Origin of the sequence: Mesobacillus jeotgali, from assembly GCF_002874535.1 — a bacterium.
GTDB lineage: Bacteria > Bacillota > Bacilli > Bacillales > Cytobacillaceae > Mesobacillus > Mesobacillus jeotgali.
In genome coordinates this window covers 1,824,497-1,836,573 of sequence record NZ_CP025025.1, presented here as the reverse complement: position 1 = coordinate 1,836,573, position 12,077 = coordinate 1,824,497, and the positions used below count along the sequence as shown (strand labels likewise).

Genomic DNA, 12,077 nt, shown 5'->3' with positions numbered 1-12,077 from the left:
GTTGCCCCAGAGGATCAACGCGTTTAACTATGCAATAATTATTGACCGATAATCTTCATTTCTTTTAAAGGATAAAACACAACCTTTGTTTTTCCTACGATACTTTCAATCGGAACAGCCCCAATATGCCGGCTATCCTTACTATTCCTTCGGTTATCCCCCAACACAAAAACATGCCCTTCTGGTACAACATCGCTGCCAACTGGCGTTTCACTTAGCGTAAATGAACCAGTTAGCAGTCCATGAGTTATTTTCTTTTTGCTTCCATCCAAATATGGTTCATTGTATACCTTCCCATTTATGTACAGCACATCTTCCTTATATTCAACCCGATCACCTGGAAGTCCGATTACCCGTTTGATGTAATCCTTGTCCTCGGTTGCATGGAAAACGACGATATCAAACCGTTTTGGTTCTCCAATTTTCGTAACGAACATCCTTTCCTGGCTATGCAAGGTTGGCTCCATAGAAGCACCTTTTACCTCAATGGGGGTCATTAAAAACGACCGGACAACATAAGCCAATACTATTGCAATCAGAAATGCCTTCACCCATTCCCAGATTTCATTTCGATCTTTAACCATATGGCACATCCTTTCCAAACCATTCTATTGGATTCTATTTCCACATAGAACATTGGAAATCCTTCTTCATGAACAAAAAGCGCAAGCGCCTCGTTCAGCCCCGACAAACGCTGCCCGCCTAAAAGCGCCACGTCCTGTGGCTGGCGGGTCTAGCACGTCCTGTGCCTCGGAGGGCCGGTTGAAGTTTCGGAGTTTCTAGGAGGCGAAACTAGACAATTCGAAAAGCGGAGGCGACTGCTCAACTCCGACAAGCGCTGGAGGGCCTGGCTGTGAAGTCGTTCTTTGACTTCATAGACAGGACCGAAGCGTCTCGAGGAGTTAGGAGCCGCAGCTGGACAAGTGACTGGAGGGGCTAGGCGCTGGAGCTGGATTCAGAATATGACATGTAGTTATTCATAACTAATTAATTTAACTAAACAAAAAAGAGGCAAAAGCCTCTTTTTGATAATCATTATTTTTTCACATATTGCATCAGTGTATCCGGGTCAAAACCAAGAACCCAGCTGCCATTTACCTTTGTTTGTGGCACACCCATCTGGCCAGTTTCTTCAACCAACTTTTGCGCAGCCTCTTGATCGTATTGTACATTAACTTCTTTGTAGTTTAATCCTTGACCCTCAAGGAATTGTTTCATCATTGTGCAGTAAGGTCAAGTATTCGTTGTGTAAACAGTAATATCATTCATTCTAAATGCCTCCTTTAATTTTTTATACCCTATAATGTATTATCCCAGTTATGCTAAATTTATGCAAAAAAGAAGCACTGGGATACTTTTGTTTTTCCCTATTTTACTGAAAAATAACAGGATGGGAGGTATGCCTATAGCGGGTGGATAACTAGCTTAACAAGCAAATTTTTTTTCAAAGTAATCATCAGAAAGTTTATAATTGAAGAAAAACTACTTCTGGACGGAGGCAAGATCAATGGAACTTATCTTTATCCCAATCGCTATCGTATTTATTGCTATGTTCATACATGCTGTAAATGATGTTTCAAAGGTTCGAAAAGAACTGGAACTTGTAAAAAAACAGAATGAAAAAATTATTGAGTTATTGAATTCTAATAAGAAAAGTATGTAGTTTTTTACTGTCGTGGAGCAAAAAGCATAACCGAAACACCGATCATACATATACCGGCCCCAATCCAATCGTAAAAGTCAGGAGTTTTCTTATCCACACCCCACCCCCATAGAACAGACAAAACAATGAACACGCCTCCGTAAGCAGCGTAAACTCTTCCGAATGATGGAAAGGATTGAAACGTAGCAATGACGCCATAAAAAGCAAGTGCCAGTCCTCCTCCTATCCCCCAATAAAACGGTTTTCCTTCCCTTAGCCACAACCAGACCAAATATCCTCCGCCAATTTCGGCTATTCCTGCAACAATGAACAAAATAATCGCACTAAAAATGAGAATCACTTCCTAAGTTGATATGTATTAGCATTATAACGGAATTTTACGATCATAATTTAGAAATTCAGCATGCTACATGACGGTTTTTGAGCGATTTTTTATTTTTATAGCGACTTTTACTTTTTTATAGCGAATTGGAAATTTAGCCTGTTTTTTCCCAGTTTCAATTTGTTAAAATAAAGTAAATCCTTAGTCAGGGAGTTGTATTTATGCTTAATTGGCAATATGTGAGAAGTATCAGTCTTAAGAGCGAGGAAGTGGCATCATTTCGAGATTATCCGTTTAATCTCCCGAGTTTTAAAGCATTAGATGAATTAACTCTCCACCCAAAGGTCACATTTCTAATAGGAGAAAATGGGATGGGAAAATCGACTTTACTTGAGGCGATTGCTGTTGGCCTCGGCTTCAATCCTGAAGGCGGTTCATATAATTTCAATTTTTCAACCTATGACTCCCATTCGGATTTAGGCAATTATTTACGTATTGTTAAAGGAATAGAAAGGCCACAGGATGGGTTTTTCCTGCGTGCTGAAAGCTTTTACAATGTCGCTTCCAATATTGAAGAACTCGACCGCGAAGGAACAGGTCCGAAGATTATTGATTCATTTGGCGGAGAGTCTTTACACGAACAATCACATGGCGAAGCATTTTTCTCAACCTTCCTACACAGGTTTCGCGGCAATGGCCTGTATATTTTGGATGAACCAGAAGCGGCACTCTCTCCATTGCGGCAAATGTCGATGCTGACACGGATCCATGATCTCGTGAATGATAACTCCCAGCTTATCATCGCCACACACTCGCCAATCATCATGGCATATCCAGATGCAGCGATCTATGAATTCAGTGAAGAAGGTATTTTTAAAAGAAAGCTGGAAGAAACGAATCATTATCGCATCATGAAACAGTTTTTCGATAATACCTCAAGGATGATCCATCATCTATTAACTGAATAAATACCGAAAAATGTTATACACATTTAATGCTTATTGATAATCTGCTTAAAAACCCTGATCACTTTAATGAAATTTGCACTCTGCCATTTAATCCATTCCAGGGCAAGGATGGAAATCAAAAGCCAGATTGCACCGGCTAAATGGCCCGCCAGGACATCACTTGGATAGTGGGCTCCCAGATAAATTCGCGTAAACCCGATCCAGATAATCAGAAAACCTGCAGCAATAATCGCAATCCATTTAGTCAAAGGCTTTCTGGAAGAGCGGAGAATCAAATAGGCGATAAATCCATAAAAAATCAGCGATCCCATTGAATGTCCGCTTGGGAAGCTGTAGCCAATTGCATCGATCTCAGGATTAATAGAAGGACGCCCTCTTGCATAAAGATATTTCAACAATTTGGTCAGCGCACCTCCGCCACCGATGGCTATTAATAAAAACAGAATCCCTAGTTTATCTTTCGCCTTTATCCATAATGCAATTATCGCAGCAAGTGTGCATAACGATAAAAACCAAACAGAACCTAGCTCTGTAACAAAAATCATGATTTGGTCCAATGTACCGTTTTCGATTATGTTAATCCTTTGAATGACCGCCTCATCAATCGCATTGATTTCGTTTTCAAGCATTTCTTCTGCTAATTCCGAGAATATGACGATAAAAAGGATTGACATTCCAGCTCCAGCGATCATCAGCAAAAATGGCAATCCTGCCTGCTTTAATTCTTGCTTATTTAATTCCACAACACCTACCTCCCTTTTTCAACATCAAAAAAGCTCATTCTGCAATATGTATACCCCTAAATCCATTAGATTTTCTGATCCGTTAACCGCACATCTTTCCAAACTATATTGAACCTTTACCCGACATAAATATGAGTAAACGATACAGATTTGGTACTAACATTGTTTACGACGGCAGAGGATTTATTTTACTAATAAAATTTCGTCAAACCTTTTATCTTTGACCTTAAGGCTGTCATCCCCAAAATTACTTTTTCACAATCATAACTTGTAAATATTTGCATACTCTGTGATAGACTATTTTTATAGAAAACAACATGAGACTAATAGAAATAGATTTTAAGGGGGAGTAGTAGTGTATAACAGTGGTTTGATCCTTGAAGGCGGAGGCATGAGAGGTGTTTACACTGCCGGGGTGTTGGAGCACTTTTTAGAAAATGAATTGTTTTTCCCGTATGTCATTGGCGTTTCTGCTGGTGCATGCCAGGGCTCTTCTTATATTGCCAGGCAGCCTGGACGCAACAAGCAGGTCACGATTGATTATGTAAGACACCAAGACTATATTTCTTATAAAAATTTATTATTAAAAAAGGAATTATTCGGGATGGATTTCATTTTTGATAAACTCCCTAATGAGCTCGTTCCATTTGATTTTGAAACTTTCAACAGCGCTGCTGAAAAGTTTCTTGTTGGTACGACCGATTGTATCACCGGCGAACCAGTATTTTTTGATAAAAATGATGTGCCAGAGGATTTCCTTAAAATCATCAGAGCATCCAGTACACTGCCGTTCATGGCACCAGCCATTGAGTTCCAGGGCAGGACGCTGATGGATGGCGGAATTGCTGATCCCATTCCAATAAGGAAAGCAATGACTGATGGAGTGAGAATAAACGTAATCGTTCTTACGAAGCCAAAAGGATATCGCAAGAAGAAATCTTCACTGTCCTGGCTGCCACGATATGTATATAAGGAATATAAAGGGCTGCACACAGCGCTCGAGACTCGCTACAAGCTGTATAACGAAACTCTTGACTATATTGAAGAACTTGAAGTAAAAAATGAAGTCTTCGTCATAAGGCCTTCAAAGGATCTGAAAGTAGGAAGAGTTGAGCGGAATCCCGATAAACTGACTCAATTGTATGAAGTAGGATATGAAGATGTGAAAGAAAGTTTCGATGAATTGAAAGACTGGCTCGGAGAGTAAAGATGATGTTAATTGATGCACTTGAGGTTCTGTCGAATAGCCTTAAACAAGACAAAAGAGTCCAAGCTATTTTTATAAAAGGATCTGTTGGACGCGGGGAGCAAGACGAACATTCTGATTTGGATTTGTATTGCCTTGTAGGAGAGAAAGACCTTGATGATTTCCTTCACACTCGGATACATCATCTAGAGTCATATGGAAAATTACTTTTTCACGACGACATTTTCATCGTTGCACCACAAATCCTGGCCGTATATGAAGATATGCTTCATGTCGATTTATTTACAGTAACAGAGCAGACTTTTATTGAAAAAGACTTCTTTAAAATCATTTATGACCCTGATCATCGTTTGGAAAAGTTCCATTACACTCAAAACCTCAGGTTATCTGAAAATGAATTCCAGGATGCAGTCGATGACACCGTCTGGTTTCTTTTTCAATATAAAAAATCAGCAGCACGCGGCAATGATTTATGGTCAGTGAATATGCTTAATCATGTCATGTTGAATCTATCAAGAGTGCTGCTGCATAGATATAAACCTGAACGAGCACAATTGGGCTTGAAGACGGTAGAAGCATCATTGCCTGAAGAAGTCATTAAAAATGTCAGCGAAATCCAGGAAAACATCACTCCACAGAAACATCGGATAGCTGCTGTGCTTCTTCGTGATCTTTTGAACCATCAAGCGGAATGGATCCTTAATGAAGTGGCTAACCCAGGCAAGATAGAACCATTATGGAACAGGGTTTTGGAAGAGTAGTGGTAGCTTGGTACCTGCTTATTTATAGGTTCTTCCTTTTTGTAAAGATAAAAGACCACTTTCCATATATAGAAAGTGGTCTTTTGCTTTTACAACCTAACCCCAATAAACTTCAATTCAGTCATCTCTTCCATTGCATATTTCACACCTTCTCTGCCGAGTCCGCTCAGTTTCACGCCGCCATATGGGTAATTGTCCTGACGGTAAACGGATGAGTCATTGATCCAGACTCCTCCCATTTCGAGGCTGTCTGCAACTCGATAAGCTCGGCTGATGTCTTTTGTAAATACGCCTGCCTGTAGACCGTAGATGGAGTCATTTGTATTTTCAACCGCTTCTTCTTCTGTATTGAACGGTATCACAGTTACAATTGGAGCAAATGCTTCTTCTTTGACGACTTTCATGTCTTTTTTCACATTGGTGATGATTGTCGGATACATCATCGTACCCTTTCTTTCGCCACCTGTTTCAATAGTCGCCCCTTGGCCTCTTGCTTCTTCCACCCATTCCTGTATTCTTTTTGCCGCGTTTTCATCGATCATCGGGCCAAAATCAGTTTCTTCTTCCAATGGATCGCCGATTTTCAGCTGATTCGTTGCCTCAATGTACTTTTTCAGGAACTCATCATAAACGTCTTCCTGAACATATATTCTTTGCGCTGAAACACAGACCTGTCCGGAATAACCAAAGGCAGCGTTTACCAGCCTTTCGACTGCATCATCAATATCTGCGTCCTCAAATACGATATTTGGCGAGTTTGACCCTAGTTCCATTGTGACCTTTTTAAAGCCGGCAGTGTCGCGAATGATTTTCCCGACTGTCAAACTCCCTGTAAAAGTGATCTTCGGAACATCCTTATGCGGGACAAGTGTAGTTCCTGCTGTTTTGCCGGTGCTCAGGACCAGGTTCAGCGCTCCATTAGGCAACCCTGCATCCTTTAAAAGCTTGGCAAGCATGTAGGCTGAAACAGGCGTTTTCTCAGCTGGCTTAAAAATCACCGTATTTCCCGCCGCGATTGCCGGGGCAATCTTATGCAGCGATAAATTCAATGGGAAGTTAAATGGAGTGATTGCACCAATTACACCCATCGGAACCCGCTTCACCATTCCCATTCGGTTATCCCCGCGAAGCGCAGCATCCATCGGCACCACTTCCCCAGCCGTATGTTTAGACAACTCGCTTGAGAATCTCAGTATCTGGATTGACCGCGTAATCTCGGCCCTGCTATGCTTGATGGGCTTTCCCGCTTCCATCGCGATGATCTCGGCAAATTCATCTTTCTTTTCTTCCAAAAGTTTGGATGCTCTAAGAAGAATATCTGCTCGCTCGTGGGCTGGCATTGTTTTCATTGTCTTATGGAAGGTCTGGAGGCTGTTTTCGATTGCCTCCTCCATCTCTTTTTTTCCAGCAAGATGCATTTCGGCAACCAACTCGCCGCTATATGGATTCCTCACTTCCATCGTTTCAGCGTTGGCAATAATTCTTTCAGCACCGTTGATAATCGAAGCAATTTTCATCACATTACCTCCTGTTCCTAGCATAAGATTTCACCTAATTTTTCGGTTAGCTTCATGTTTTCGCTGTAGTCGACAGGGCAATCGATTAAAACTGGTTTATTCATCTCGACCGCTTTTTTGATCGCATCCTTCAGTTCTCCGCCTTCTTCTATCCCAATTGCTTCAAAACCGTATGAATTTGCCAGCTGGATAAAATCAGGATTGCCAAACTTGATATTCGAAGATCTGTTGAACTCCTTCATCTGATGCCATTCAATCAGACCGTAGCCTCCATCTCGCCATAAAAGGATGATAATCGGCAGGTTCAATCTTTTTGCGGTTTCAAGTTCTGCACTGGACATTTGGAACGCTCCATCGCCAACGACCGCGACAACATTCCGTTCAGGATGGACCATTTTTGCAGAGATTGCCGCAGGTACGGCAATACCCATTGATGCCAATCCGTTAGATATCAAGCAGGTGTTTGGCTCAAAAGTATGGTACATTCTTGCCATCCACATTTTGTGAGCTCCGACATCCGAGATAACAATATCTTCTTCGTTCATCACTGACCTGAGATCATGGATGATTTTCTGCGGTTTTACTGGATAGCTCGTATCGCTAGCATAGGCCTCATATTCATTTAGTGTTTTTCCCCTCACGTTTGCTACCCACTTGTTATCCCTTTCCGTGGGTGAGATGACCTTCTCCAATTGCTTGAGGTTTTCATTGATATCACCAATCACACTATGTTTTACCGGGTAATTAGCGTCAGTTTCGGCTTCTATTGTATCGATGTGCAAAATAGGGCTTTCCCCACCAGGATTCCAGTTTTTCGGCGGATATTCAGCAATGTCAAAACCGATCGCAATGATCAAGTCAGACTGTGCAAAACCACATGTAATGTAGTCTTTGCCGCTGATACCAGCAGTTAATAGACTTAAATCATTTTTCCAGGAAATCGCCCCTTTCCCCATGAAGGTATGAACGATGGGAAGATCTGTTTTTTTGGCAAATGCTCTCAGACTTTCTTCAGCTTGTCCCCTTTCAACACCCATTCCCGCAAGGATCAGCGGATGCTTTGCCTGTTCTATCAGTTTAGCTGCATCCTTGATCACACGCTCCCCGGCTTCCATGATTGTTGGTTCACTGATGTCCAGCGGATTACCTTCAACTTCCATTGCGGCAATGTCCTCCGGTAAATCGATATGGGTGGCTCCTGGCTTTTCGCCCTGGGCAACATCAAATGCTTTTCGGACAACCTCAGGAATGATTTCTGCCTTTTTCACCTGGGTATTCCATTTCGTCACCGGCTCGAAGATGGAAACCAAGTCATAATATTGATGGGATATTTTATGCTGACGGTCCAAGCCTGCCTGTCCGGTAATCGCTACAATCGGGCTGTGGTCCATATTTGAATTAGCAACTCCTGTTAAAAGATTCGTCGCGCCTGGCCCAAGAGTCGCAAGGCAAACACCCGGCTTACCTGTTAATCTTCCGTAAGTTCCAGCCATAAACGCGGCATTTGTTTCATGTCTTGTTACAACAAATTCAATGCTCGAATCAAGGAGAGCGTCCATAATATCAAGGTTTTCTTCACCGGGAACACCGAAAATGTATTCAACACCCTCGCGTTCCAGACATTTAATCATTAATTCAGCTGCATTCATATCAACACTCCTTCACGTGGAATAATCCTTATAAAAGACTATTCCACACAGCAGTTCAGATAAACTTTAAGGAAAGCAAGGAGTTGAAAAACAACAAAAAAGTGCGGCAACCCCTATCAGGATTACACGCACTTTTTGGTTCATTCATTATAAAGAGTTGCCTTCACCCTTAGTTTTTTTCGCTGGAGCAAACCATCCTAATAGGGCTATTCCGATCAATACTCCATAGAAGATTGTTGTCCAAAGTGTACTATGTGGGAAATCATGGTGTAGAATTGCAATATCATCATGAGCCAGGGTGATGACTGCAAGCTTCACACCAACCCATGCCACAATCGCATACGCAGTTGTTTCCAATGCTGGACGCTGGTCAAGCAGCTTGACAAACCATGTGGCTGCGTATTTAATCAAGATCAAACCGGCAATTCCTCCAAGAAGAACGACGATGAACTTTCCACCGTCCATACCGCCAAATTCTCCTAGCGGTGAGTCTGGTAGACCAAGGGCAAGAGCTACTGCCGCAAGAATTGAATCAATCGCAAAAGCAAGGTCTGCTAAACCGATTTTACCAACCGTCGGCCAGAAGCCCATTCCTCTTGCTTCCTTCTCTTCTTCCTTACGAATATTTTCATTTTCCTTACCAAACTTAGCCTGGATGACATGCTTCAGTCCTAGATAAAGCAGGTAGGCTGCACCGATTGCCTGTACCTGCCAGACGTTTGCAATGAATGAAATCGCAAATAAAGCTCCAAACCTGAAGACAAACGCCATTATAATTCCATAATTTATTGCTTTTTTCTTTTGATCATCAGGTAAATGCTTCGCTATGATTGCCAGTACAAGAGCATTATCAGCCGATAGCAAACCTTCTAGACCGATCAATATTAATAATGCCCAGGCATATTCAAGCCAAATCCCTTCCATCAACCTCTCTCCTTCCTCTTTCACAACACTTATGTAAATGTCTCATTAACAATAGAATTACCCATTAATCCTTACAAAATCCAAATGAATATTGTTTATTTTACTGAGTTTCATTCTATGTCTTCTTCATTTACCTATTTCCATATACCTTTTCAAAGCAATAGATAAACTTACCAACAGATAAATGGTAGAGACTATAATACTCTATATTTTTTCAGGAAAATATTCAACATTTTTGTTTTTTTCAGAACCAAAGAATAAATAGACGAGCTTGTCCGTTTTTTCGGTCATTTATAGCGTACTGGCAGCTACTTTATACTTTATTACTTTTATTCTTTTGTTCCATTAAGGCCAAGCTTATAGCCATAAGCAATAGTATCAAATGCGACGCAAAAAACACCAGGGAATAAATCGAATTTAACGCTAAGGCTATCGCCACAGATGAAGTTGCTAAGAAAATTAAGCCGACAATCGCTCTCCTTTGCCCTTTGGCTCTGGTTCTCATGATGAAAATACTTATTGAAACTATTGTTAAAAAAGCTATGACTGAAAGCGTAAGCTGCATGGATAGTACCTCCCTTTCAGCTAGTCATTTTTTCACACTTCCCAATTATACCACTTTTTTCCGTAATGAAAATAAAAAAAGCTGCCAATCCTGGCAGCTATTTAAGATTTTCATTATTGAAACCAAACGGAGTTGGCACTACTTTTTCCAGCCGTAACAGGTATAACGCAAACCTTCCCATCCGTCCATCAATGATCTTAATATCATCAGCGCCATCATTTTTGACAACCTTGTATTTCACTTCATTCCCAACGCCATCTTCCGCCTTCCCTACGAATAACACTTCCACTTTCTCATCTGGTTCAGTCGCAATGAAAGCATAAGATGAACCATCATGTTGGAACATACCTGTTCCGCCAGGACCGGAACCTTTTATAAAGTTCTTATTCTCTTCTGGCAAGCTGTCATAATGAGCCATTATATATTTGATTTCTCCATCGCCAAAATCGATCATTATGAACGCAACGATCATCACCAATAAAAATGGGATGAGTCCCCTTTTAAGTTCCCTCATTCTTACCTCCAAAAAAATTAAAGTGATTGCCGATAAAACATCCGTGACACTTTTTGGCTGAAAATGGTGATTCCCTTGATGGATATCGTGTGCTGGAGAAAGGCGTACAAAAGGAAGATATTTATAAATAGCACCGACCATTCCCCACTTGATTGAAACATTGCCACAAATACACCAATTAAGAGCATTGCCCAGTATTGAAAACTCGAGTTCAAAATCCTTTTCCATACAGGAATGTAATTGTTACTGCCGATGAATTGCATTGCAATAATCACATACCACATCATGTGGATTGTCACGAATTCAAACAATCCGCCTGAACCAGTCAGCCTATTCCAATCCAAAGTGAATAAGTGGGCACCATATAGGTCTAATGACAATGAACCGTACATTCTATTAAAAAGTTGAAAGAAAAATACGTAGATGGCGATCAATCCGATACCAGACAGCCTCCAGTCCGACTGACGTTTGGCAATAAACCGATGAACAAGATAAGCAAAAACCAATGCTATAAGTGGGGCAAAGACAAAATATGGCTGGAAATGGGCACCTATTAAAATCATCGGGCCGATCACGCTGGCAATGATACATAGAATCGCAATGACACTTTCTTTTTGGATGTGGGACTTGATAGCGCTTGGATAGCTTTGGTTCACTTCTGTCTGGATCTTTTGCATGTCACCAAATTGCTCAAGAACCGTTTGGATTGCTTCCATCTTTTCGACCCCTTGTTTCTGCAGTGCTGAAAAATGATCATATAAATGCTGGGTCCACTCTTCTTCCAGTTCTCTTTTTTCCTCTTCCTCCAGGTGTAAATCACGAACCAGTTTTTTGATATAGTCGTCGAACTGTTTAATTGATACTTGTATTGACATTAGCATCACCTACAATTCGATGTACAACCTTCTTGAACATATTCCATTCTTGCTTTTGATCTGCCAAAGCTTTTTTCCCAGTTTGGGTGATTCGATAATATTTACGGCGCGGACCATCTTGAGAACTTACCCAGTAGCTTTCAACCATTCCAGATAGCTCCAGTCTTTTCAGCGCAGGATACAATGTCCCTTCTTTATAGCTGAGATACCCTTCACTCACCTCGTGAACCCTCTCCGTAATTTCATACCCGTACATATCTTTTTCCGAAAGCAGCGACAACAAAATCATGCTAGTACTGCCTTTTAAAAGCTCAGTTTTACTCATGCATTGGCCTCCTCTATATCGGATTACTACTTACTAAGTATATC

The 12,077-nt window shown here is 41.1% G+C and carries 15 protein-coding genes; 4 read left to right on the top strand and 11 right to left on the bottom strand.

Features of this window, described 5'->3' with window-relative positions; translation table 11 throughout:
* Nucleotides 1-38: 38 nt before the first annotated feature.
* Entirely contained in the window at nucleotides 39-584 is a 546-nt protein-coding gene (gene lepB / locus CD004_RS09130) for a signal peptidase I (protein WP_102262469.1), read from the bottom strand.
* Between the two features lie 451 nt (nucleotides 585-1,035).
* A complete protein-coding gene (locus CD004_RS09125) occupies nucleotides 1,036-1,269 on the bottom strand; it encodes a glutaredoxin family protein (RefSeq protein ID WP_102262468.1) in 234 nt (77 codons plus the stop codon).
* 238 nt (nucleotides 1,270-1,507) lie between these two features.
* Between CD004_RS09125 and CD004_RS23755 the strand changes: the two genes are divergently transcribed.
* Nucleotides 1,508-1,663, top strand: coding sequence for a hypothetical protein (locus CD004_RS23755; protein WP_158651516.1), 156 nt, complete (start codon nucleotides 1,508-1,510; stop codon nucleotides 1,661-1,663).
* 4 nt (nucleotides 1,664-1,667) lie between these two features.
* Here CD004_RS23755 and CD004_RS09120 read toward each other — a convergent pair whose 3' ends face one another.
* On the bottom strand, nucleotides 1,668-1,994 hold the full coding sequence (locus tag CD004_RS09120; RefSeq protein ID WP_102265048.1) for a YnfA family protein: 327 nt from the start codon (nucleotides 1,992-1,994) through the stop codon (nucleotides 1,668-1,670).
* A gap of 212 nt (nucleotides 1,995-2,206) precedes the next feature.
* On the opposite strand from CD004_RS09120, the gene CD004_RS09115 reads away from it, so the two are divergent.
* Nucleotides 2,207-2,953 (top strand): AAA family ATPase, encoded by a 747-nt coding sequence (locus CD004_RS09115; RefSeq protein WP_102262467.1) that lies wholly within the window; start codon nucleotides 2,207-2,209, stop codon nucleotides 2,951-2,953.
* 23 nt (nucleotides 2,954-2,976) lie between these two features.
* Here the strand turns inward: CD004_RS09115 and CD004_RS09110 are convergent, their stop codons facing one another.
* Complete coding sequence (locus CD004_RS09110) at nucleotides 2,977-3,696, bottom strand: phosphatase PAP2 family protein (RefSeq protein WP_233434973.1); 720 nt, start codon at nucleotides 3,694-3,696, stop codon at nucleotides 2,977-2,979.
* 355 nt (nucleotides 3,697-4,051) lie between these two features.
* On the opposite strand from CD004_RS09110, the gene CD004_RS09105 reads away from it, so the two are divergent.
* Together CD004_RS09105 and CD004_RS09100 are read left to right on the top strand one after the other, a co-directional pair.
* Nucleotides 4,052-4,903, top strand: a complete 852-nt coding sequence (locus CD004_RS09105; RefSeq protein ID WP_102262466.1) for a patatin-like phospholipase family protein — start codon at nucleotides 4,052-4,054, stop codon at nucleotides 4,901-4,903.
* A gap of 2 nt (nucleotides 4,904-4,905) precedes the next feature.
* The gene (locus tag CD004_RS09100) at nucleotides 4,906-5,664 is read left to right on the top strand and encodes a nucleotidyltransferase domain-containing protein (RefSeq protein ID WP_233434972.1); all 759 of its coding nucleotides are present in this window, start codon (nucleotides 4,906-4,908) and stop codon (nucleotides 5,662-5,664) included.
* An 89-nt stretch (nucleotides 5,665-5,753) separates the two neighbouring features.
* On the opposite strand, the gene CD004_RS09095 is transcribed toward CD004_RS09100, so the two are convergent.
* The 7 genes from CD004_RS09095 to CD004_RS09065 all read right to left on the bottom strand — a co-directional run bounded on the left by CD004_RS09095 (nucleotide 5,754) and on the right by CD004_RS09065 (nucleotide 12,033).
* Nucleotides 5,754-7,181, bottom strand: coding sequence for an aldehyde dehydrogenase family protein (locus CD004_RS09095; protein WP_180321282.1), 1,428 nt, complete (start codon nucleotides 7,179-7,181; stop codon nucleotides 5,754-5,756).
* Between the two features lie 17 nt (nucleotides 7,182-7,198).
* Nucleotides 7,199-8,830, bottom strand: coding sequence for an acetolactate synthase large subunit (locus tag CD004_RS09090; RefSeq protein ID WP_102262465.1), 1,632 nt, complete (start codon nucleotides 8,828-8,830; stop codon nucleotides 7,199-7,201).
* A gap of 147 nt (nucleotides 8,831-8,977) precedes the next feature.
* Complete coding sequence (locus CD004_RS09085; RefSeq protein ID WP_102262464.1) at nucleotides 8,978-9,754, bottom strand: TerC family protein; 777 nt, start codon at nucleotides 9,752-9,754, stop codon at nucleotides 8,978-8,980.
* A 313-nt stretch (nucleotides 9,755-10,067) separates the two neighbouring features.
* Nucleotides 10,068-10,319 (bottom strand): hypothetical protein, encoded by a 252-nt coding sequence (locus CD004_RS09080; protein WP_102262463.1) that lies wholly within the window; start codon nucleotides 10,317-10,319, stop codon nucleotides 10,068-10,070.
* Nucleotides 10,320-10,416: 97 nt separating this feature from the next.
* Nucleotides 10,417-10,833, bottom strand: a complete 417-nt coding sequence (locus CD004_RS09075; protein WP_102262462.1) for a hypothetical protein — start codon at nucleotides 10,831-10,833, stop codon at nucleotides 10,417-10,419.
* A 17-nt stretch (nucleotides 10,834-10,850) separates the two neighbouring features.
* On the bottom strand, nucleotides 10,851-11,708 hold the full coding sequence (locus tag CD004_RS09070; protein WP_102262461.1) for a permease prefix domain 1-containing protein: 858 nt from the start codon (nucleotides 11,706-11,708) through the stop codon (nucleotides 10,851-10,853).
* A complete protein-coding gene (locus CD004_RS09065) occupies nucleotides 11,686-12,033 on the bottom strand; it encodes a PadR family transcriptional regulator (protein ID WP_170029963.1) in 348 nt (115 codons plus the stop codon). The genes CD004_RS09070 and CD004_RS09065 overlap by 23 nt, the downstream gene beginning before the upstream one ends.
* Between the last annotated feature and the right edge of the window lie 44 nt (nucleotides 12,034-12,077).

Coding starts and splice junctions, on each gene's coding strand:
- CD004_RS09090 (WP_102262465.1), bottom strand. CDS start 8,830: ATGAATGCAGCTGAATTAATGATTAAATGTCTGGAACGCGAGGGTGTT.
- lepB (WP_102262469.1), bottom strand. CDS start 584: ATGGTTAAAGATCGAAATGAAATCTGGGAATGGGTGAAGGCATTTCTG.
- CD004_RS09100 (WP_233434972.1), top strand. CDS start 4,906: ATGATGTTAATTGATGCACTTGAGGTTCTGTCGAATAGCCTTAAACAA.
- CD004_RS09095 (WP_180321282.1), bottom strand. CDS start 7,181: ATGAAAATTGCTTCGATTATCAACGGTGCTGAAAGAATTATTGCCAAC.
- CD004_RS09080 (WP_102262463.1), bottom strand. CDS start 10,319: ATGCAGCTTACGCTTTCAGTCATAGCTTTTTTAACAATAGTTTCAATA.
- CD004_RS09085 (WP_102262464.1), bottom strand. CDS start 9,754: ATGGAAGGGATTTGGCTTGAATATGCCTGGGCATTATTAATATTGATC.
- CD004_RS09115 (WP_102262467.1), top strand. CDS start 2,207: ATGCTTAATTGGCAATATGTGAGAAGTATCAGTCTTAAGAGCGAGGAA.
- CD004_RS09065 (WP_170029963.1), bottom strand. CDS start 12,033: ATGAGTAAAACTGAGCTTTTAAAAGGCAGTACTAGCATGATTTTGTTG.
- CD004_RS09070 (WP_102262461.1), bottom strand. CDS start 11,708: ATGTCAATACAAGTATCAATTAAACAGTTCGACGACTATATCAAAAAA.
- CD004_RS23755 (WP_158651516.1), top strand. CDS start 1,508: ATGGAACTTATCTTTATCCCAATCGCTATCGTATTTATTGCTATGTTC.
- CD004_RS09075 (WP_102262462.1), bottom strand. CDS start 10,833: ATGAGGGAACTTAAAAGGGGACTCATCCCATTTTTATTGGTGATGATC.